The organism is Sphingobium limneticum (assembly GCF_008710165.1).
GTDB lineage: Bacteria > Pseudomonadota > Alphaproteobacteria > Sphingomonadales > Sphingomonadaceae > Sphingobium > Sphingobium limneticum.
This window is the reverse complement of record NZ_VYQA01000024.1, coordinates 17,157-37,711: the sequence shown is the minus strand read 5'-3', so window position 1 is coordinate 37,711 and position 20,555 is coordinate 17,157. Positions and strand designations below refer to the sequence as shown.

Below are 20,555 nucleotides of genomic sequence, written 5' to 3'. Positions count from 1 at the left end.
CACCGGCACCGATATGTGCCAGCCTGGCATGATCGGTCACTAGCGGTCAACGCGCGCAAATACGGGCGATTGGCGCCCGCAGCACCCGTGCGTACGGTGCATTACAAACGGCCCTGGGCCGTGCGTCCTGCCTTCGCAGCGGCTCGCCCGCTGCGCCAGTCTCGTGCCGGCAGGCGCGGGGCTTCCCCGGAGGGGATTTGCGACGACCGCGCGTGCAGGACGGTGGCAAAAAAGAGGGGCTTGCGCCCCCCTCACTCGTAGCTCCATCGGTTCTCGTCCAGATGATCGAGGCGGCTGTCCAGCTCCCAGATTGTCATGTGCAGTTCCTCCATATGGCGATAGCGGGCCCAGTCCCGCTCCCGGGCCGTCATCGCCGTCCAGTCGATCATGTCCACATACATGCCGCGTCGGTCGAGTATCCTTTCCACCGCCCGGATCTCGCGTTCCAGCCTCGTAATAAGTTGCGTGCGCGTCTCCATCATTCGTCTCCTTCTTGACATGAGGAGAGCCGCGCGGCGGGCGGAGCAGAGAGGGTCAAGGATCGCGAAGCGACCGCGCAGCGGGCGACGGGGGTGCCGATTTTGTCGGGACCGGAGCGCCAGCGAAGGCCCCGGCAAAATTGGGGGCACCGTCGATCCTTGAGGCTCTCTGCTCCGTCCGCCATCCTGGGCCTCAAGAGAGAGAAGAACTTACCCGCGGCAGCAGTCCGGGAACGCCCTCAATGGGCGTTGGCGGGCTTCATCGTGCAACGCCTGTGCCTGACTCTAGGCTCGATCATGCCTCGCCCTTGGCAAGGCACGATCCGCAGCACATCGACATTGCGCTCTTCGCGCGGATCACCGATAAATAGGGACGGCGGGCAGACCTCCTTCTTTTGCAAGGAGCCATACATGCCCAAGATGAATGACCGTGAACGGCTGGCCAAACTCATGACCGACCAGCAACGGCTGTCGCAGGAAACGCAGGCGGTCCGCAGGTCGCTGCGCGCCCAATATGGCGCGCTTGCTGCCGACATGGAGGTGGAAACGCTTACCGAACGCGAGTTTCGCGATCTGATCAACGAGGCCATTCGCGTCGGCGGCCCTGCGGCCATTGCAGCCCTTAAGGCCCTCTCACCCACAGCCGCCAAGACCGGCCCCGCGCAGGAACAGCGGCCACGCCAAGAGCATGGCGTAGCCGTGCGCAGGAGGCCGGCGACTCCTCAGGGCGCAGCATCGCCGGGCGACGGGACCGGCCTTTAGGCCGGGTCCCTGAGCCGGGCGACCTCTGCCCTCTCGACAAAAAAGAGCCGGCGAGGAAGGCGCACCTCCCTCGCCGGCTGCCTGTCTCACCGGGGCGCCTGCCCGGCCTTTACGAAATAGTGGCGCGGCACGCCGGCGGCGCGCACCAGTCGCCCCAGATGCGATTGCAGGCCGTTGCCTTCGCAGACGATCGCCTCCACCGGCTTCAGTCCCATCAGCGCCTCATTGCGCGCGAACCCCGCCCGCTGGCCCAGCTTGCTCCATTTACGCAGGTCGATCGGCACCAGCTTGACGTCGCGTGATGCCGCCCAGGCGGCCGCAATGGCGTCGCATCCGGTTTCCTGCGCCGTGGTGACCAGTGTCATCGCCGGAATGCGCGCCCGGATCAGGTCCAGCCGCTCCCAGAGCTGCGCATAGTCGGTCCATTCCGCGCCCCCTGAAAAGAGCACGACCGGCCCATCGGGTGCGTGGGCATCCATGCGCTTGCGCCGCCTGGCCGCCAGGAAATCGATCCCCGATATCACCGAGGCGGTGCGCTTCCCCGATACCAGCGTGGCGCGGGGCGCGGACCAGGGCTTGCCCGTTTCGGCGTGGAACATGGCCGCTGCGTGATCGCGCATACACGCCACTGCATCGCGCGCTTCGTCCAGCCCGTTGCAGAGCGCCTGCGCCTCCTCCAGGCTGGTCGTGGCAATCTCGCTCCCGTCCTGTTCGCGGATCAGGCGCCCGACCTGCATTGCTGCCCGGTCCGCCTCACCATCCAACTGATCCGCCACCTTGTGGAAGCTGTGCACGATGCCCCATGCCAGGCGTTGGGCCAGGGGTTCCAGGCGGCTGTCCCGCAGCAGGTCGAACAGCGTCGTCACCAGCATTTCGACCCCCAGCTGCGCTGCCAGCGGGTCCGGCATCTGCGCACTGATAGCCTCGTCGGTGGCGCCGAGACGGACCTGATCGGCAGTTTCGGCAAAGGCGCCGGCGTAGCTGCCGGCGGGCGTCTGCGTTTCTGCGAGGAAGACCTCGGCGACATCGGCGAAGCGGGCGACAGGTTCGATATATGCAGTCATCTTGACCTCCTTGACTTGAAGAGGTCTCCCTTCCGGCACGGGCTCCGAGCGGCGGGGTCAAGGATCGCGCAGCGACCGCGAAGCGGCGGTGGGGGTCACGATTTTTCCTGGCGGCCACCGCGCCGGAGACGCGTGCCCAACGTCCGCCCCGCCAGGAAAAATGGTGGGGCCCCGCCGTCCTTGAGGCCGACGCGGTCCCGTGCCACACTAGAAGGACTTGAGAGAGAGGAAGAGCTGCCCTGCGGGGGGCTCGATGCCCCCCGCAGGGCACAGATACGCACGCTACGTCTGCCTCTGCTCCCCTTCTACCTTCGATCCCGTTTGCGCGCAGCGCCACTGTGGGAACGCTGCCACGGCCAGGGAGCGATCGGCATGGCATCTTCATGCGGGCTGGCGACAGACGGCCCGCATCAGCCTAATATGGGCCTAGGGCAAATCAGGCTTATAACGAGACAAGGGGCGAACGAACGTTGCGTGAGGCAAGGAATGAGGCGCGAATCGACAAGGCGTCGCGGGTGATATTGGCAAGTGCGCGGACCTTGTATCGTGCTTTCCTCGACGCCGAGATGATGGCCAACTGGCGCGCGCCCGAAGGCATGACAGCGCAGGTGAGCGACTTCCGGCCGCAGGCCTGTGGCGGCTATCGCATGGTGCTTCACTATGACGATCAGCGAAACGAGGCGTTCGGCAAGAGCGGGCCAGGCAAGGATGCGGTCGAGGTCCGTTTCGCGCAGATGCTCCCCGAGGAGAAGATCGTGGAAGAGGTGCGGTTCGTTTCGGACGATCCCGCCTTCGCCGGTGTGATGACCCTGGTCACGACCTTCGAGAAAGATCGGGATGGAACGAGGGTCACCTTCAGTGCCCATGACGTGCCGGAGGGAATTTCCGCTGCGGATCATGCTCTGGGCATGGCGCAATCCCTGCTCAACCTTGCGCGGCTGACGGAGTAGTCGGCCGGCATTTAAGCGTCGCGAACAGGTCGATCCCCTGCGCACCTGGGGCCAGAGGGCATCGCGACAATGGATCTGCCGGGCCTGGCCCATCTCGGATCCTCCATCCTTGCAATATAAAAAAAGGGCCGCCGGACGATGCCGGCGACCCACTGGTCGAAGGCAAGGCGAAAAGCCCGGCTACCAGCTGAAAGTCCGCAGTGCGGCGACGGTATCCCCGTCGCAATCGAAGAGGATGTACGCACATCCCAGGGACCGGGCGAAGCGCTGGATCTCCACCAGGTCCGGCGGGATGATCGGCGCGATGTCACCCTCGACCGCATAGGTCGAGACGAACCAGCCATACCAGGTCGATGCGGCCGTAAGGGGTTGCTGCTCGACAGGCAGCGCCGCCCAGGCGGTCAGCAGTTCCGATGTGGCATGGGTCACATGCGCTGTGGAGAGGACAAGATGCGTGCCGATTTCCACCGGTACGGCACCTCGCGGAGAACCGGGCCACGCCGGCGGCTCAGGCGGGCGCAATATAGGCCTCGTAAGGGTTGCCGTCATGCAGATGACCAAAGGGCGTCATGACATAGTCGGTGCCATCGCTTCCGACCGCGCACAGGACATAGCGCGGCTCGCCGGTCACCGCGTCGGTGCATTCGAGCAGCGCGAGATCATCCTGCTTTGCAGCGCGCACCAGCGTCTCGAAATTGCGTCTGTAGCCATCGGGGATCGCCATTACGCCCTCCCCCCTGCCAGTCGGTCACGCAGTCCCACGTCGGGCGCCTGGTCGCATTTGCGAAAGGCGTGGATCGGCACGCCCTCCTCGCGCATGAGCTGATAGAGGTTCTTCTGCACGCCCGATCCCTGGCACAGCACAGCCTCGACGGGGCGCAGCGCCAGGAGCTTGCGGTTACGGTCGAACGCCTCCCTCGCGCCCGATCGGTAGAGCTTGTAGGCCACATGGGGCACCTTCACGCCGGGCCTGTCGGCCCAGCCGGCCGCGATCGCGTCGGCACCGGTTCGCTGACCGGTCGTCACCAGCGTCATGTGCGGCACGCGCGCGCGGATTTCGTCGAGCTTGGCAAAGAGGATATCGGTGTCATGCCATTTGGCGGGGCCTGAGAAGATGACGATCGGCCCCTGCGGCAGGTGCCGCTCGCGCGCCGCCAGTTGCCGCGCGCGCAGGAAGTCGAGCGCATCGATATGGGAGGCGCTCCGGTTCGACGTCCGGCTGCCGCGCGCGGGCGACCAGGGCATGCCCGACATGGCGCCATACATATCGGCCGCGAAATCGCGCATGGTCTCGAGCGCCTCGCGCTGTTCGGTGACGCTATGGCAAAGCAGCTGTTTCTCCTCCAGTTCGCGGGCATAGACCTCGCTCATGTCGGGAGCGCGCGCCATCTCCCCCAGCTCGCGGGCAAGGCCATCTTCGCGGCGTTCAAGCTTGCCGGCTACGAAGTGAAAGGAGTTCACGAAACCCCAGGCGATCTCGGCGGCCAGCGCTTCGAGGCGCGTATCGCTCAGGAGATCGAACAGGCAGGCGATCACGCCACCGCAATCGGCCTGGACGGCGAGCGGTTCGGGCATGTCGAGTTCGGCGGGTGCTTCGCCCGGCCCGGCGATGGTGAGCCCCAGGGGCTCGCCGAATATCGCCTGGAAATCGGGCGTTGCGGTCATTTCCGCGTAAAGTTGCTTCAGGTCGGCGAACTGATGGACGCTTTGAGAATGGGTGCGGGTCATGGCCCTGCTCCTCATGGCTGGCACAGGAAAAATGGGCCGGAGGCAGCCACGCTGCCCCCGGCCCGGTTCATGGCGAACGGCCGATGCCCTCAATAGGGGACCTCGTCCGCCAGATCGGCGCCCGCGCCCATCAGCTCGCCATTGCTGTCGGCCGTGCTGTCGCCGAAGTCGTCCTCGCCGTCGGGCGCCCCGCCGCGCTGCGCCCCACGGCTCACCGGAGCGAACATGTCGCGAGGCTGCTGACGGCGCCAGGCGACGCGAAAGCCCTCCTGCGCATCGCCGAACAGGGCGATCGGGAGCGGTTCGGGCAGGCTCGGATCGTCGATCGAACCCTGGAGGAAGGCCTCGCCGGTGGTGTTCTTGGCGAAGGCTTCCCAAAGCGCGCCCACCTGCACCCAGCGATTGCCGACGTTGAGTGCGAGGATTTCATAGACGGGCGCCCGCTCGTGCATGCTCTCGACCTTGCGCAGCCCAAGCCGGGGCAGATCCATCGTGCGGGTTGCGATCCAGCCCTGCAGACGGCCGTTCATGGTCTTGAATTCACCGATGTTCATAAGACTTATCCTTTGACGCATGTCGCTTTCGGACCATTCCGAACCGACATCCTCAAAAGTCCCTCTCTTCTCTCTGTCCCGTCCTCACCCCCGCCGCTGCCGCCGCCCGCGCGCGCGGGCGCAGGCCGCCGCCGTCGCTACCCTCCTCCTGCGACAATGCTGCCCCTTGGCCTTGGCGCTGCTCTTCGCCGCCACTTGCCCCCGCCAGTTCTTCCTCCGGCAGTCGACCGTCACCCGACAGGGCCGAGACCCGGCGCAGCAGGGGCTCGGTCGGCGCGCAGCGCCGATAGGGCGACGGTGCCCGCGTAGCGGGCAGCCGCCACGCGCCTTCACCCTTGCATTGATGTTCCTCCTATGTTCTCAACGGAGCGTCCCTGGAGAATCCAACTCATGCATGCCTGGCTCAGCACCTATGACCATAATCTCCCGCTCATTGATGTGATCGCCGATCCTGCCGCAGACCCTGTCGCGGTGCGCCTTGCGGCCCTGTCGCTTCAGGTGGGCCTCGACAGCGGTTTCATACAAGCCGAGGCTGTGGCTGACGCAGTATCGCAGTTGTGGATGGAGGAGGAGAATGGGGTCAGCAATGCGCACAGCGAGGGTCGAAGGGACCTGGCAAGGCTTCTCGAGAGCGCCGATGATTATGTAATCGGTCTCTATCGATGCGTTGGTCCCCTCCCCATCGCGGCGGCAGCCACCCTGCTCCATGCTCATGCCAGAATCATGCGGGACCGAGCCGACATGATTGGAATGCTGCGCGCGGCCACAGCCTGACATCTTTCCCTGGCGGCTCCACGCAGACCCGTTGGATGCGCGGTCGCTGGACACCCTATCTTCACTTGCTCCAGATTAACCGGGGCGGTCTCGGCAACGGCTGGTGCGGAGCACCGGTTCAATGCCCCCAAGGGCGTGCGCGAAAAAGGAATAGCCTGTGAATTTCGGTGATGAGCTGAGCTGGGCCGATTGGGCCGACGCGATGGTGTCGCAGGGACAGAGCGATGTCAGCGGCAGCGATCCACGGCATGTCTGCGGAACATGCCTTGCCGATGAAGGTCTGGCCGAGGCGGCGGCGACACTTGCGGGTGCCAGACAATGCGATTTTTGTGGCCGCCGGTTCCGCTCCGAACGGGCAGTGTCGATCGATCTGATCGCAGCCTATATCATGGGCTGTATCGCGCAGGATTATGATATTCCTGAAAATGTCCTCTTCCTCGATCCGGAGAGCGACAATGGCTGGGCTGGAATGACCTGGGACAAATGGGAGATCGTCCAGGACCATCTCAGCACGGAATGGGAGGTCGCCGAGGCGGTCAGCTCCATTCTCGATGATGACAGGCAATGGTGTGAACGCAATCCGGGTCAATGGCTTCCCAGCCGCCAACTGGGCGAGGCCTGGGAAAGCTTCAGTCGTTATGTGAAGCATAGTTCCCGTTTCATGTTCCTTCGGGAGGACGAGCAGCCCAGGGGGTATCATGATCGACAGGATGATGACTTCGTGCCCGCGACCGCCATGCTCGATCTGCTGGGCGACGCGGTTCGATCGGCCGGTCTCATTCGAACATTGGGAACCGGCACGCGCATCTATCGTGCGCGTGCTGTAGGAGAGGGTCAGCCGTGGCACCGTTCTGCCGCAGACCTTGGCCCACCACCTGAAAGTGACAACGGCCCGCCGGCCGGGCGTATGAACGCGGCGGGCATCGCCATATTCTACGGTGCGCTCGATCCCGAAACGCCGCTCCACGAAGCTTTGCAGAGCAATGGCCGGGTTGCGATGGGCGTCTTCTCGCCCCTGCGACCTTTACGCCTGCTCGATCTATCCGGTCAGGCGCCGCTTCCCTATGTCGGGATATTCCATAATGCCACCCGTGGCCAGCGCGGTCTCGCACAGTTCATGTCGGCATTCATTGACGACATCGCCAGGATTTCGGCGCGCGATGGGAGGGAGCATATCGACTATGTGCCCGCGCAGATCGTGACGGAATATTTTCGCAGGGTCTTCCGGATAGATGATGCAGCTCTCGACGGTATCATCTATCCGAGCACCCGCAGCGCGCAGGGCCGCAATATAGCTTTGTTCGTGCAGCGGGACGATATCCAGGGTCTGTCCCGGTGGGGCGAAACACTCCGCTTCCGCCCCCGGCTTTCCAGTTTCTTCAACGTGACGGCGGTGGATGGCGTCGTTCAAGGTTGGGATGAGGTGGCAAGGTCGAGTCTGTGACGGGGATCAGTGTGCCAATGCGAAGCCGATCCAGATTCCAAGACATCCGCAATCATGCTGCCTGCGATAGCGCGTGATCACCTCCCAGCCGCAAATCTTCGCAGGCGGGAGAATTCCGCAGAAGTCGGCAGCACGCATGTCACCACATAATGGGGCTGCAGTTCGTCACCGACACATCGGATATATTGTGCGACAACGCGCAGGGCTGGATTGAACCGCCGACGGGGCCAACCCATCGCAGCCTCCAGGTCAGGTGCCGAAAAGGACTGTTCCGCGCGATGGGTCACCAGATAGGCAGCCAGAAGCCTGGCATCCTCTTGCGGGTCCCAGCCCATGATAGGAGGGTCGAACGCCTCATAGGCGTGCTCGGTCAGCTCGATCAGCCCGGAACCGCCAAAGGAGTCGAGACTTTTCACGAGCCCATAGCCTTCAAGATCGGCAATGGCGTCCTCGATATCCTCGCGCGAAAAAGATGAATCTGCTGCTACCAAACTGTCGACATCCACATAGTCGGGGATACCGTTGCTGCAATTTTCAGTGAGGTAGCTCGCCACGAATGCCTGGGCGCCCGAAAATGTGACCTTCTGTCCGCGATCGGGACGAGACAGCTGTTCCACCGTATCCGTCAAGCCATTGACGCTATCGGTGACCTCGCCTTCCCAGCGTTTGCGGTCATTACTCTCAGGGTCAGGCACGAGGCCATCGATGAGTTCGGTAACCGCAGATCCTACGACCGGGATCGCGCCCGCCAGGGCCTTTGCCGCATGGCGGCCGGCCTTGGCGCTGCTATACTCCAGAGGCGGCTTGATCGTCCCGATGGATTGACTTTGCTCGTCCATTTTCGCGGCTCCTCCATGAAGCGCTTGTCGGAACCTGGACGATACAAAATGAGAACAAATAAGAAAAGACGTTCCGCCGCTCGACGACAAGTTTCGCAATGTGCATTCGCCGAGTACAAGACATTTCGGATGCGCGAGAGCCAGGGGCTATGCCGACCCGACGCGGCACCTGCCTCATGCTGATTATCGGCCGTCAGGCCGCAATCAGGGCTTCCAGATCAAAGCAGGAACAATTATGCTCGTTGCATGTCCGTTACATCGCGAGAGTTGTCAGCGCCAAAGCACTGGCAGGAATTTGAAAATCTGGCGTTCGATGTCTACCGCAGGATGTGGAAGACGAATGATGCCGAAATGCACGGACGCGAGGGGCAGCCGCAGGCGGGTGTCGACGTCTATGGTACGGATCGTATCGAAGGTCGCTTCACCGGCGTGCAATGCAAAGGCAAGGATGGCGATCTCCAGGCTGCTGTCACCGAGAAGGAACTCAGGGCAGAAGTCGCCAAGGCTCGCAACTTCCAGCCGCCTCTCGATGTCTTCATTCTGGCGACCACGGGCCCTAATGATCAGGCGCTCCAGCAGGTCGCGCGACAGATCAGCGTAGAACATGCCAAGCTTGGATTGTTCGAGGTCCGGTTCACCGGATGGAAGACGCTGCGCAATCTGGTCTCGGACCATCAGGACGTGCTCCTGAAATATTATCGTGATGTAGCGCCGGTCGACGTCGTCGAGCAGATCGCCGAGTCATCACAGCAAAATGCCGCTGGCTTTGAGCAGACCCACACGCTGGTGCGCACGGCGATCAAGATGATGTCGGATATCCGGGCAGGATCGGACGACGATGCGCTCGCAGCCCAAGTGTCTGAAACCAGCAAGCTCATCAGCGATGGCTCTCCTCGCGCCGCGATCAGGGCGCTTGAACGCCTCATGGCCAGGGAGGCGGAGAACGCCAGCCCACTTGCACGATATCGGATGCTGGCCGGCCTTGGTAACGCGCATTATGCGCTGGGAGATGAACCGCGCGCGATCGGCCTGTTCTATGAAGCCTTCGACGCCTATCCTGACTATCCCAATGCGCGCGCCACAAAGGCATTAGCGCTGGCGATGGAGGGCAAGCGAGACGAGGCAGAACCGATTGCGACAGCCGCCTTCAAGGATGATCAGAGCTCAGCGAGAAATGCGAGCATCTGGATCGATACGCTTGCATCAGGCACGGCTGTCGCCGACATCGAAGCACAGCTACCGCCCGAGTTGACAGCATCAGCCGATATTCAACTGCATCTTGGATTGCGGGCACGCGAGAATGGCGATGATGCGGGGCATCTGGCTTATGCCGAGGCGGCTTTGCGCATCGAGCCGGACGATTGGCGGATGATGTCGTCGGTCGCAGAAGCATTGGTGCAACCCCTGGCCGCAGTTGAAGCTTTGGGCATCACCCATGAGATCCCCGGACCTTTACGCAAGGACGTAGATCGCGCGATCAGGCTTATGCAAAGCGCGTGGACGAAGCTTGTCGAGCAGGATTCCAGTTTCCAGGGCCGCCACGTCGCTGCCAATCTCATCAGTCTGCTCGGAATGCTTGGCCGCGACATCGAGGCCGAGAAGATCCTGGATCAGGCCCTCCTGGCCAATCCCGATTATGCCGCATATGGCATTTTCGAAGCGCGCAGACTGGCGGCGAACGGCGACTGGGTCGCAGCGGCCAAGATGCTCGACAGTCTTCCAGAAAGCGAACTGCCATTCGATGCATTTCTGCTTCGAACTCATGCCGCGTTTCAGATGAAGGACGCGCAAGCGGCAATCGCCTGGTCGAACAAGCTGGGCGTTGCCGAAGGCGCGGATGTGCCGCCAGCCGAGCGCATCGAGCTTGTCGAAGCGATGCAGGTTCAGGCGGCAATCCTGGGCGGTGTTGAGAGGGACACGGCCGTCACGGCGGCTATCGAGAAAAACCCGAACTCTATCGTGGTCAGATCAATATTGTTCGATGGCCTCGCGCAGGACGATCCCTTACGGGACCGACTGGTAAGCGAGATCGAGGCCCTCGCGCAAAGCGAGCTGAGCGTACGTGAACGCATGCACGCCGCCGAGACGCTCTATGTCTCGGGTCATTATTCGATGGCGGCCGATCTCTATGCGCCATTGCATCAAAAGACCGATAATTTCGCCTTGCAGCGGCGGCTGCAGGCATTGAACCTTGCCGATCGCCGGGCAGAGGCTCGCAAATTGTTCGAGTCCCTTCCGCCTGATCTGAAAACATCCGACGGCTATCTGCCGGTGGGCGTCGCGATCTACGAGCGCTCGGGCCTGTTAAAGCCGGCGCTCACTCTTGCAGAGCGCGCCCTGCAAAAGCTCGATGTGCTGCGCAATCGACTGATCTGGATCCAGTTGCTCACCCGCCTTGGCCGGCCGGTGGACTTCAGGGCCTGGCTGCAGCAGACACCGCATGACATCGAGGGCGCAGCTCTTGAACTCATCAGCCTTGCCCAATTGGTGGACCGCTATCTCGAAGACGCGCCCAGAGCCTTGGCATTTGGCTATCGCGCACTTCGAGACGGCTATGCGGAGCCGCGGATCCATTTGGCCTATGCGCTCGGCCTCATCATCGGCGGACGATCAAGCAAAGTCACAATGGCGGCTCCGGACCGGGTGGAAGCGGGAACCGGTGTCGTTCTCATCAACGACGCGACTGGCGAAGAGCTTCACCGCATCATCGAAACAGCGTCCGACCCGCGCATCGAGCGCGAAGAATTGTCGCCGGAGGACGGCTTTGCCAAACGCCTGCTAGGTCTGCGGGTCGGTGAAACGGTCGAGATAGCCAAGCTTGGAACAGCACCGCAGGTCTTTCGTGTGGGCGAAATCCAGACCCAATTCCTGTTCGCCTTTCGGCGGACGATGCGGCAATTTCCCGCTCTGTTCCCGGACAACAGCGCCTTTGGATCGATCACGATCGACGACAGCAAGGGCGACGACCGGTTCGAGGAAATGTTCGCGATGGCGCGGGCGCGTGCCGATCGGGGCAAGGAACTCGAAAACCTCTATCGTGACAGCGTCGTACCGATCCCGATGTTCGCGCGATTTGCAGGAGCCTCGATCTTCGATGTCTGGGAGAATTTCAGCCATCCCAAGAGCCTCGGCCTGAAGGCGGCCCTTGGCGAGGAGGCAGAGTTCGCAAGTGGGCGCGCTTGCGCCGGCAACGGCGTGATGGTCGTCGACCCGCTGTCTGTATATGCTTGGTCACGCATGGGGCTTGGACCAATTTTGAGCAAGCTCAAGGACCGGCTCGCGGTCGTCCAGTCGACCATAGACAGCCTTCGGCACCTGGTCGAGGAACGTGAGGGCAATCATGGCCGTAAATCGGGCACCTTCGGCTATGATGGCGTCAGATACTATCTTGAGGAGCTTACAGAGGAGGCTGCCGCCCGGCAAATAGCCCAAGCGAAGGCCGCGCTGGAACTTGCAGAGGCCTTGCCCGTGGTGCCGGCGGAGACCGATCAGCAGGTGCCTCAAAGCGTTGCCGACATGCTGGCAGATCTCAATCCCGCTTATCATGACAGCCTCATAGCCGCATTGGCACCCAAGCGCGCCCTGTTGACCGATGATTTCGGGCTTCGCGTCGTCGCGCAGGCAGCTGGCGCAAACACGACCTGGACCCAGGTCTTCGTCCAGCGGGTCGGACTTCCCGGCAAGCTCACCCATCCTGAATATAGACAGGTGGTGGCCGCCCTGATGGATGCCAATTACAAGTTCGTGCAATTCAGTGCTGCCGAGGTCATCGGCCAGTTGCAGGACAACGGCTGGGACGCCGACGATCGTCTGCGCGACTTTGCCCGCCATCTGACTAGCCAGACGCTCAACCAATCGAGTGCAGCCAGGGTCGTCGCCGATGTGATGCTAAGAGCCCGGCAGCTGGCAGGCAGCGCGAATGCCGCCGTATTTCCCAAGCTATTGATCGAAGTCGCCGATGGCGTGGGAAGGGCTAAGGAAGCCCATGCACTGCTCGGCCATGCTCAACAGGCCATGCGGGCATTGCAGGCGCACGCCTATATTCATGTGATGCTGCCCCGCAAGCTCATGGGCACGACCTATTTGAAGCCGGTCAATCACCTCATTGCCGAGCCGGCTCAGCTGGCGTCGCAGGACATTGATGGCTTCTGGGAGGCACTAAGAGGTGCAGGACTGCGTACGCCTTCATGACCTTTTTTTCATCTTCAATCAGACCTGTCCAATAGAAGGGCCCCTTGCTTCCGCGATCGGCAATCGAAAGAAGCCTCGGGTCCCAAACTATGCTCATGGCTTGCGCGTTGGAGGGAGCCATGATCCTGGACCATCCGCTGATTGCCGTCACCGCAGTTGCGCGAGGCCCAGCCCCATAGGCAGCATTTGCACTGTCACGTCAGTGCCGACCGCTGTGAGGCCGACTGCCGCGGAGGAAGCGCGGTCTTGCCAGCAATCAACGCAGAAGACGGGCGAGATGACCCGCATAAACAGCCACCGCCGCCCAGTAGGCCGCCATGGGCGGTTTGCGCCTGCGCCAGCTATGATCGGCCCGGGACTTTGCATCAGCGCGCAAATCCAGCAAAAGCGCGCGCAGCGCCGCCTTTGACGCGGGCTCCAACGCCAGCATCTCGCACAGCGCGGGTAACGCGAGCATGGGGTTTGCCCGCTCAGCACGGCTCGTTATCCTGCGCATGGCAGCACCTTGCCGTTCAATTGCGTGGGGCGAAGGCAGGTCGCGGACACAAGCAAAACATCGCCAGCGGGGCGCGCCGAAGCCAGAGCGACACGCACATGAGCAGTACATCAATTGAATTGCTGGATGACGCCGGACTTCCCGTCGAGGTTAGCAGCGTCGGTACCCGGCAAAGGCGCCAAAATGACATGACTGCCTAAGGTCAGGGGATGGGCGTCGACCGCAAGCCAGCACATGATGTCAGGGCCTGCACGATCGCAGGCTCCACAGATGATGTCGTCGAACATCGAGGATAAAAACCAAGTCTGGGTGCTCTCATCCCATCGCGCCACGCCATCGCAGGCAAGGTCGTCACTCCCGCAAGCCTTGCAAACCGGTCGCACCACCTCTACCGCCGGGGCCTCTGGATCATCATCTGGCTCGGGTTCGTCGACCAGGACAATGTCGACATCGATAGCGAAGTCCGGGATGCGCCTGTCGTGATAGGGGCTCATGACAGCGCGATCACGCGCGATCCGCTCGGCTTCATATTCGTCCGGAGCCGCGAGGCTGTAACGCTCGATCGCGAATATCGTCCGGTCACAGCAAAAGGCGACGCGCGCTTCGAAGTAGCACGTTTGCGTGCCCTTATGGTTAGTCATGGCAAATCTCCTGCGAGCAAGATTGCGGCGCCGAAGGGACATATCGGCGGCGCCTGTGGATCAGTTCGATTTCTGGAGGATGCGCTTGGCCTTGCCCTCAAGCTCGAGACGCGCGTCCTGGTTCGTCCGGGTGCGTGCCACCGCCGTGATCCCCTGGACGAAATCATAGAGAGAGGCCGGCGGATGCCCTTCCTCGGCAAGGACCGAGGCAATGATCCGCCCGGTCTCGACCTTCGAGAAGCCCTGGTTCCTCAGGAAATTCTCGCGATCTTCATCCTTGCGCGCAATGATCCGCTCGCGCGCCGCGCGAATGCCCTGGATGAAGTCGCCAGGCGAAGAGTCGGCGAAGTGCGCGAGCGCCGGCGCGGCCTGTGTGGCGAAACGACTGGCAGCGAACTTGGAATGGCGTATCGATATCTCCTCGAAATTCTCGACGCCCCACAGGTTGCGGTTCATGCAGACCGCGCGGAGATAGAAGGTGGCGATGCCGAGCGACTTGGCGCCCACCTCGCTGTTCCAGCAATAAAAGCCGCGAAAATAGAGGTCCGGATCGCCGTTCGGGAGCTTGCCTGCCTCGATCGGATGGGTGTCGTCCACCAGGAAGAGGAACACATCCCGATCCGAGGCATAGAGGGTCGTCGTCTCGGCGCTGATGTCGACACAGGGGTTGTAGACCATCGAGCCCCAGTCGAGGACGCCCGGCACCTTCCAGCGGGTATCGCCCGTGCCGTTGCCGGCAATGCCCATGACCGCCTCGACCAGTTCATGGTCCCAGATCCGGCCATAGTCGGGTCCCGTGACCGCTCGCAGTTCCGTCCGCCCGTCGCGCGTTTCGAGCAATTTTACATGTTCTCCCCTATGAGCGATGAGGCCGTGCTGCAGGTTGATGCCGGCAAGCGCCGCGGGCAGGTCGCGCAGATAGCCCGACGGCGCACCAACGAGGCTGCAGAGCTGACCGAAGGACCAGTGTGTCGGCGCAACCGGCACGTCCGAGCCGGGCGCGATAAGGCGCAGGCGCTCGGGGGCATCGCTGTGCGCTGCCACGCGGATAGCGCGGCTCTCGACGATCCTGGTCGAGGCGAGGTCTGCCCGCGCGCGAACCTTGTCATGGAGGCTACCCAGCGAAAGGAAACGCTCGTCATCGGGGCGGCTGAACCATTCGGACGAGACGCGGCCGATATTCTGGCCCCGGCTGATATCGACCTTGTAACCGCCGGTGGCGGGCCGATCGGACAAAGCAAGTGCGGTCATGGAGGGTCTCCTGTTGACAGATGAGGACCCGCTCCCCGCGAGCCCATCCCCCGTTCCCCTCCTCCCCTTCGCGCCGAGATCGCCCCGTCGCTGAACGATCAGCCGCTGACCTTCCGGAAACGGATCGAGATCCGCAGAAAGCCACAGGGGTCACGCGACCCGCGCAAGAGGCGCGTCCAGACCGGCGCCATCCCCAAGGTCGGGCATGTCGGGTTCCAGCTCCGGATCGAACTCCCCCCTGGTCGTCACCAGTTCCGCTTCAAGCGCGGCGAGTTCGGCCTGCTTGTCTTCCAGCATGGCGGCATCGGGAAATCCTTTTCCGATACGCGCCTCAAACGCCGGCAACCGCCGCTCATCGGCCTCAAGAGCGGCTCGCGCTTCGGCGAGATCGGTATCCAGATGGCAGATGGATGCCTCAAGCCGGGCGATCAGGGTGCCCCACCTAGTCCTGTCGGTCACCGTAAAATCGCGCTGCTCGCCATGATGCAGCAAGGCGACCTTCGTCGACAGGCACCAGTTTCCATCATCGTCGATGGTTTCAAAGGAGCATAGCTCGACCTCGAAGCCGTTGAACCTGCCGATAATGAGGGTGGCCGGCCTGCCCTGCATCCGCATCTCGCGCGCATGTAGCAGGATATGGTCGGCAGCCGCCCTGACATCAGTGACAAGGGCCTTGCCATGATCGAACATGACCAAGCCAGGCGGCGGCACGAGGCGCCGGGACAGATCGCTCTCGAGACAGGCGATATGTTTGCGGCCCCTTTCGATCGCGGCGCTGGTTCGCGCGATGGTCCGTCGAATGTTGAACTGATCGTCGATATGCGCATCGCGCAGGCGCAGGAGGCGCGCCACCTCGGCGTCGAGCCCCGCCTTGCGCATCAGCCTGTCGTCGCCCGATGCAAGCGCCTTGGCCAGGGCAAACTGGTTGACGTTGGAACCGACATCCTCGATCCGCCGTATGGACCGGTCGCCCGACATCGCCATGGTGATGAAACGCGCCTTGCGCTCGAGCATCTGCCAGTTGCTGGCATCCATCGAGCCGCTGGTCGCATAGCCATAAAGCTCGATTTCGTCATTCTGGTTGCCCTGGCGCTCGATCCGGCCCTCACGCTGCTCGATGTCCGAGGGTATCCACGGCACATCGAGATGGTGGAGCGCCTTGAGACGCTGTTGCGCGTTAACGCCGGTGCCCATGGTGGCGGTGGACCCGATGATGATGCGCTTGGCGCCCTGGTTGAGATCGTTGAACAACCGCTGTTTTGCGCTGTTCTTCTTGAAGTGCTGCATGAAGGCGATCTGGTCGGCGGGTATGCCAAGCGCGATCAGCCGCTCGCGGATCCAGACATAGGCGGAAAAGCCGCGGGTTTCGAGCGCTGCCTCGGTGCCCAGATCCGAGAAGATCATCTGCACTGCGCCAGGCAAGGGATAGGGTCGGCCCGTCTCGGGGTCGCGGTAGCGATGATCGCCGGTGTCGCGCCAGATGCGGTACACATTGTCGATCAGAAGATTGAGCTTGTTACCCTCTTCATCGCCCATGGCCGGGTCGACGAAACGCAGGTCGATCGCCGAGTGCCGACCGTCGGTGATCACCGAAAGGAGGATGTCGTCTCCCTTCTGCGGGCGTCCGCTACGCTGCTCGATCGCCTTGATACGCCGGGCGAGCACGCGCTGATAGGCCTTGAACGGCGCGCCGGAAGGGGCGACGATGATCTGCCGCTTGCCGCCACGAACCACGGGCAGACGGACATGCTGGCGCAGATCTTCCTTAAGGACGACATCGGCGACACTGCGATACATCGCCATGAGATCCGCGACGTTGACGAATTCGCAAAAGCGCGTGACGGGCTTGTAGCTGCCGCTCGGCTGGAGCTCGAGTTCGGTGCGCGTATCGCCGAAATTGGCGGCCCAGGCGTCGAACTCGTGCAGGCCCTTGGCGTGAAGCTCGTCGGGCTGCATGAACCGCTGGAGCGTATACATCTCGCCCAGCGTATTGGTGATGGGCGTGCCCGAAGCGAGGATGAGCTCGCGCCCCGGATTGATGGCCGACAGATATCGGGTCTTCACATAGAGGTCCCAGGCGCGCTGCGAACCGTCAGGGTCGACGCCCTTGAGATCGGAGAGATTGGTCGCGAAGGTGAGCTTGCGGAATAGCTGGGCCTCGTCGACGAGTATCTGATCGACGCCGATTTCCCCGATATGGACAAGATCGTCCTTCCTGGCGGCAAGACCTTCGAGCCGGCGGCCAAGCCCTTCCTTGAGGCGCTCGATCCGCTTGCGCGACACGCGATCGTTCCGGTCGATCCCTGCGATAAGTGCTTCATAGCTTGCGAGCTGATCCCCGATGAGACCGCGCTCGAAGGCGGACGGCGTGGGAATGAACTTGAAGGCGTCATGGGTAATGATAATCGCGTCCCAGTTGCCGGTCGCGGCACGGCTCAGGAACCGCTGGCGCTTCTCCCTGACGAAGTTGGTGTCGTCGGCGACGAGAATGCGCGCGGTCGGGTAGAGCATGAGAAATTCGCGCGCAATCTGGGCGAGGCAGTGGTTGGGCACCGCGATCATCGGCTTGTTGACGAGGCCGAGGCGCCGCTGCTCCATCACCGCCGCGCACAGGCTGAAGGTTTTGCCGGCGCCCACCGAATGGGCGACATAGGTCGTGCCCGACGCAACGATGCGCCAGACGACCCGCTTTTGATGCTCGCGCATGCTGATCGTCGTCGATGCGCCGGGAAGCGTCAGGTGTCGGCCATCGAACGCACGCGGCACCAGGTCGTTATAGGCGTCATTATAGAGGCGCACGAGCCGGTCGGCGCGCGCATTGTCCTGCCAGACCCAGCTCTCGAAGGCCGACTTGATGGCAGCCAGCTTCTCCTTGGCCGCTTCGGTATCGGTCGTGTTGAGTTCGCGACGCTCCGATCCGTCCGCGTCGCGGATGAGATCGTAGATTTTGGGAATGCCAGAATTGAGGGCGTCCTCCAGCAGATCGGCGGCGCTTCGGCGCGGCGTGCCCCAGATGGAGGTCGAGCTGACATGGCCGGCGAACGGGGCCTTGTCGATCGTCCAGCTGGCAAGCTCGCGCGTGTGGTGAATGCTGGTCTCGATTTCCATGCTGTCGGCGATGAAGGCCTCGATGACGTCCACCGGAATCCAGGGGGCACCGAGGCGCGCGGTGATCTCGCTGGGTTTGAGGTCGACCGGCTGCACCGCCTCGAGCGCAGTCATGACGGCAGCGAAGCGCGGATCGGTACCAACCTTCGCGCGCGCGCGAGCAAGCTTCAAGCGTACCGGTCCCGAGAGCGCCTCGTCGGCCGGCACCCAATGGTCGAAGGCGGGCGTAGTGCGGACAGGATCGAGATAGATGTCCCCGGCAAGGGCAGCGAGAGCCTCGGCTTCGCTCAGGTCAAGCTGCTGCGCGATCAGTGGCAGATCGACGCGGCCACGCTCATGGAGCGAGAGCGCCAGCGCATCCTGCGGACAATGGATGTCGTGGACGACCGGCGGGCGCACGACCCGCTCGGTGAAGATCGGTCCCGGCATGCCTGTATCGCTCGCCTCGTCATAGGTCTCGATCGAGGCGACGAGCCAGACATCGGGGTCGTCGAGAAAGGGCTGAAGATTGGGCCGGCGCTGATATTCCTTTTCGGCGCCGGTTGCAGGATCGGCGCGAACGCTTGTGACGCTCTTGTTGATGGCCCCATGCTTCCTGGCGAAGCGACGATAATGATCCGTCAGCTGCTCCTGAAGATCGGCATAGGGCTCGTCCGCCATCTGCGCGCGCAGGATCGAGCGAACCTTGTCGCGAACGGGAATGAGGCCGCGGATGATGTCGGCATGTTTGGGGAAAAGGCCGGCATCGCCCCGCCCTGCCTTCACGGCGACGATCGAAGACGCGCCATCGACGATCTGGTGAAGAAGCCCGTCGGAGAGAAAATAGCTTCCTTCCTTCAATGCGCTTTCGTCAGCAGCGTTGCCGACATTGACACCCGGTCGGACTTCAAAGCGCTCGCGCAGGGGCATAGTGCGCGGAACGGCATGAAAACTGCCGGCATGACGCGCGGCGATGCCGCTGAGGGCTGATCCAACTGTGTCGGGAAGATCGACGCCAGGAAGAGCGGTGCAGTCATAGTCCATGCCGAACCGGCCGCTTCGCCATGCGTGCGTGCCCAGCACATGATCGGGATTGTCGAGGAAGTAGCGATTGATACGCAGCGGCCCCTCGCCCTCGTCGCTGCCCGGAACCTCGCCAAGCTCCAGCCAGTCAACGCAGCCGCGCCGCTCATCGCCGAGATGCTTCTGGAACAGCAGGATATCGACCACGACGTCGGTGCCCGCTTCCTGGCGCATCGCCTTACCCGGCAGCCGCACCGCTCCAAGGAAGTCGGCCATGGAGCCGATATGGGAACGGGCCCTGGGATCGCTCTTGTCGAGCGTGTAGCGGGACGTCACGAACAGCGCGATGCCACCGGGCCGCAGATGCTCGATCGACTTTGCGATGAAGAAGTCGTGGAGTGAGAGCCCGAGCTGTCCGATCGCAGTGCGATCACGGATGGAGAGGTTGGAAAATGGCGGGTTGCCGATCGCCAAGTCGAAATCCTGCGGCAGTACGGACTTGTCGAAGCTCTCGCAGCGGATCATCTGATTGGGATAGAGCGCCTTTGCCACCCGGGCTGTGACGGGATCATTCTCGATGCCTACGAACAGGCTGTCGGACGAAAGGTCTTTGGGCCGCAGCCCCATGAAGAGACCGCTACCGCAGCCCGGCTCGAGGATCTGCCCCCCTTTAAATCCAAGGATGGAAGCCGCCTTCCACATGGCCCGAACGATATGCGCCGGCGTGTAATGGGCATATTGCGTAGCCCTTTTGAGCGAGTGAAGCTCCGCATCCGACACCAGTTGCGCAAGGCTTTGGCCGGCCTCCCGCCAACCTTGGCGATACTCGCCCGACCGATCGGGAAACATGCCGTTGGCCAGGTCAGACGCGCCAAAACCTGTAAACCGGGCGATGCGCGCCTGCTCGTCAGGGTCAGCGGCCCGCTGCTCGCGCTCAATGAGGGTGAGAAGTCTGATCGCCTCCACATTGTCGCAGGCGCGCTCCAGCCAGGTCGGCGCGAGCCCATGTTCACCTGCAAGGGAGAAATCGAGCAGTTTCGGCCGGGACGCGGGAACGAGCTGGCCGCTCGCCAACCCAAGGCGGGGCGGCGGCTCTGATATTGCGTCCATCGCACCGATGGCGTGCGCGACGATCTGGTCGAAGTCGAGACTCATCTGGAGAGCCAGCGCGGAGGCACTGTTTGGCATGGGGGGATCCTTCCGGGATGGACGCGAAGGCACCGGAACCGCGCGTGGCTCCGGTCCGCTCCGCCTGGCGGAGCGCCCCATTCA

16 protein-coding genes are annotated in these 20,555 nt (G+C 62.8%); 5 read left to right on the top strand and 11 right to left on the bottom strand.

What is annotated here, in order from left to right:
- Positions 1-251 precede the first annotated feature (251 nt).
- The gene (locus F4U95_RS21615; protein ID WP_120253341.1) at positions 252-482 is read right to left on the bottom strand and encodes a hypothetical protein; all 231 of its coding nucleotides are present in this window, start codon (positions 480-482) and stop codon (positions 252-254) included.
- A 408-nt stretch (positions 483-890) separates the two neighbouring features.
- Here F4U95_RS21615 and F4U95_RS21610 point away from each other — a divergent pair, with 408 nt between their 5' ends.
- Positions 891-1,241, top strand: coding sequence for a hypothetical protein (locus F4U95_RS21610; protein ID WP_188117316.1), 351 nt, complete (start codon positions 891-893; stop codon positions 1,239-1,241).
- 86 nt (positions 1,242-1,327) lie between these two features.
- Here the strand turns inward: F4U95_RS21610 and F4U95_RS21605 are convergent, their stop codons facing one another.
- Complete coding sequence (locus F4U95_RS21605; RefSeq protein WP_120253342.1) at positions 1,328-2,305, bottom strand: SLOG family protein; 978 nt, start codon at positions 2,303-2,305, stop codon at positions 1,328-1,330.
- A gap of 470 nt (positions 2,306-2,775) precedes the next feature.
- On the opposite strand from F4U95_RS21605, the gene F4U95_RS21600 reads away from it, so the two are divergent.
- The gene (locus F4U95_RS21600) at positions 2,776-3,255 is read left to right on the top strand and encodes an SRPBCC domain-containing protein (protein WP_120253343.1); all 480 of its coding nucleotides are present in this window, start codon (positions 2,776-2,778) and stop codon (positions 3,253-3,255) included.
- A 180-nt stretch (positions 3,256-3,435) separates the two neighbouring features.
- Here F4U95_RS21600 and F4U95_RS21595 read toward each other — a convergent pair whose 3' ends face one another.
- From F4U95_RS21595 to F4U95_RS21580, 4 genes are all read right to left on the bottom strand, one after another.
- The gene (locus F4U95_RS21595) at positions 3,436-3,723 is read right to left on the bottom strand and encodes a DUF5983 family protein (protein WP_120253344.1); all 288 of its coding nucleotides are present in this window, start codon (positions 3,721-3,723) and stop codon (positions 3,436-3,438) included.
- Positions 3,724-3,763: 40 nt separating this feature from the next.
- Positions 3,764-3,979: a DUF6117 family protein gene (locus F4U95_RS21590; protein WP_120253345.1), complete on the bottom strand. Its 216-nt coding sequence runs from the start codon at positions 3,977-3,979 to the stop codon at positions 3,764-3,766.
- Complete coding sequence (locus F4U95_RS21585; RefSeq protein WP_120253346.1) at positions 3,979-4,983, bottom strand: DUF2493 domain-containing protein; 1,005 nt, start codon at positions 4,981-4,983, stop codon at positions 3,979-3,981. The genes F4U95_RS21590 and F4U95_RS21585 overlap by 1 nt, the downstream gene beginning before the upstream one ends.
- 89 nt (positions 4,984-5,072) lie before the next feature.
- The gene (locus tag F4U95_RS21580; RefSeq protein ID WP_120253347.1) at positions 5,073-5,537 is read right to left on the bottom strand and encodes a DUF736 domain-containing protein; all 465 of its coding nucleotides are present in this window, start codon (positions 5,535-5,537) and stop codon (positions 5,073-5,075) included.
- Between the two features lie 390 nt (positions 5,538-5,927).
- Here F4U95_RS21580 and F4U95_RS21575 point away from each other — a divergent pair, with 390 nt between their 5' ends.
- Together F4U95_RS21575 and F4U95_RS21570 are read left to right on the top strand one after the other, a co-directional pair.
- Complete coding sequence (locus F4U95_RS21575; RefSeq protein ID WP_145986313.1) at positions 5,928-6,311, top strand: hypothetical protein; 384 nt, start codon at positions 5,928-5,930, stop codon at positions 6,309-6,311.
- A gap of 157 nt (positions 6,312-6,468) precedes the next feature.
- Positions 6,469-7,755: a HEPN-associated N-terminal domain-containing protein gene (locus F4U95_RS21570; RefSeq protein ID WP_120253349.1), complete on the top strand. Its 1,287-nt coding sequence runs from the start codon at positions 6,469-6,471 to the stop codon at positions 7,753-7,755.
- 77 nt (positions 7,756-7,832) lie between these two features.
- On the opposite strand, the gene F4U95_RS21565 is transcribed toward F4U95_RS21570, so the two are convergent.
- The gene (locus tag F4U95_RS21565) at positions 7,833-8,594 is read right to left on the bottom strand and encodes a hypothetical protein (RefSeq protein ID WP_120253350.1); all 762 of its coding nucleotides are present in this window, start codon (positions 8,592-8,594) and stop codon (positions 7,833-7,835) included.
- Between the two features lie 246 nt (positions 8,595-8,840).
- Here F4U95_RS21565 and F4U95_RS21560 point away from each other — a divergent pair, with 246 nt between their 5' ends.
- The gene (locus F4U95_RS21560; RefSeq protein ID WP_150412179.1) at positions 8,841-12,785 is read left to right on the top strand and encodes a PIN domain-containing protein; all 3,945 of its coding nucleotides are present in this window, start codon (positions 8,841-8,843) and stop codon (positions 12,783-12,785) included.
- Positions 12,786-13,041: 256 nt separating this feature from the next.
- On the opposite strand, the gene F4U95_RS21555 is transcribed toward F4U95_RS21560, so the two are convergent.
- From F4U95_RS21555 to F4U95_RS21540, 4 genes are all read right to left on the bottom strand, one after another.
- Positions 13,042-13,242 carry a hypothetical protein gene (locus tag F4U95_RS21555; protein WP_232016355.1) on the bottom strand — a complete coding sequence of 67 codons (201 nt, stop codon included), beginning with the start codon at positions 13,240-13,242 and terminating at the stop codon, positions 13,042-13,044.
- A 149-nt stretch (positions 13,243-13,391) separates the two neighbouring features.
- Positions 13,392-13,922: a hypothetical protein gene (locus F4U95_RS21550; RefSeq protein WP_120253355.1), complete on the bottom strand. Its 531-nt coding sequence runs from the start codon at positions 13,920-13,922 to the stop codon at positions 13,392-13,394.
- 60 nt (positions 13,923-13,982) lie between these two features.
- The gene (locus F4U95_RS21545; RefSeq protein WP_120253356.1) at positions 13,983-15,173 is read right to left on the bottom strand and encodes a DUF932 domain-containing protein; all 1,191 of its coding nucleotides are present in this window, start codon (positions 15,171-15,173) and stop codon (positions 13,983-13,985) included.
- A 150-nt stretch (positions 15,174-15,323) separates the two neighbouring features.
- Positions 15,324-20,471 carry a lactate dehydrogenase gene (locus tag F4U95_RS21540; RefSeq protein WP_232016357.1) on the bottom strand — a complete coding sequence of 1,716 codons (5,148 nt, stop codon included), beginning with the start codon at positions 20,469-20,471 and terminating at the stop codon, positions 15,324-15,326.
- Positions 20,472-20,555 lie beyond the last annotated feature (84 nt).

What these genes read in the sequence shown, in the direction of transcription:
- F4U95_RS21615 (WP_120253341.1), bottom strand. Translation starts at nt 482, where the DNA reads ATGATGGAGACGCGCACGCAACTTATTACGAGGCTGGAACGCGAGATC.
- F4U95_RS21610 (WP_188117316.1), top strand. Translation starts at nt 891, where the DNA reads ATGCCCAAGATGAATGACCGTGAACGGCTGGCCAAACTCATGACCGAC.
- F4U95_RS21605 (WP_120253342.1), bottom strand. Translation starts at nt 2,305, where the DNA reads ATGACTGCATATATCGAACCTGTCGCCCGCTTCGCCGATGTCGCCGAG.
- F4U95_RS21590 (WP_120253345.1), bottom strand. Translation starts at nt 3,979, where the DNA reads ATGGCGATCCCCGATGGCTACAGACGCAATTTCGAGACGCTGGTGCGC.
- F4U95_RS21585 (WP_120253346.1), bottom strand. Translation starts at nt 4,983, where the DNA reads ATGACCCGCACCCATTCTCAAAGCGTCCATCAGTTCGCCGACCTGAAG.
- F4U95_RS21580 (WP_120253347.1), bottom strand. Translation starts at nt 5,537, where the DNA reads ATGAACATCGGTGAATTCAAGACCATGAACGGCCGTCTGCAGGGCTGG.
- F4U95_RS21575 (WP_145986313.1), top strand. Translation starts at nt 5,928, where the DNA reads ATGCATGCCTGGCTCAGCACCTATGACCATAATCTCCCGCTCATTGAT.
- F4U95_RS21565 (WP_120253350.1), bottom strand. Translation starts at nt 8,594, where the DNA reads ATGGACGAGCAAAGTCAATCCATCGGGACGATCAAGCCGCCTCTGGAG.
- F4U95_RS21560 (WP_150412179.1), top strand. Translation starts at nt 8,841, where the DNA reads ATGTCCGTTACATCGCGAGAGTTGTCAGCGCCAAAGCACTGGCAGGAA.
- F4U95_RS21555 (WP_232016355.1), bottom strand. Translation starts at nt 13,242, where the DNA reads ATGCTCGCGTTACCCGCGCTGTGCGAGATGCTGGCGTTGGAGCCCGCG.
- F4U95_RS21550 (WP_120253355.1), bottom strand. Translation starts at nt 13,922, where the DNA reads ATGACTAACCATAAGGGCACGCAAACGTGCTACTTCGAAGCGCGCGTC.
- F4U95_RS21545 (WP_120253356.1), bottom strand. Translation starts at nt 15,173, where the DNA reads ATGACCGCACTTGCTTTGTCCGATCGGCCCGCCACCGGCGGTTACAAG.
- F4U95_RS21540 (WP_232016357.1), bottom strand. Translation starts at nt 20,471, where the DNA reads ATGCCAAACAGTGCCTCCGCGCTGGCTCTCCAGATGAGTCTCGACTTC.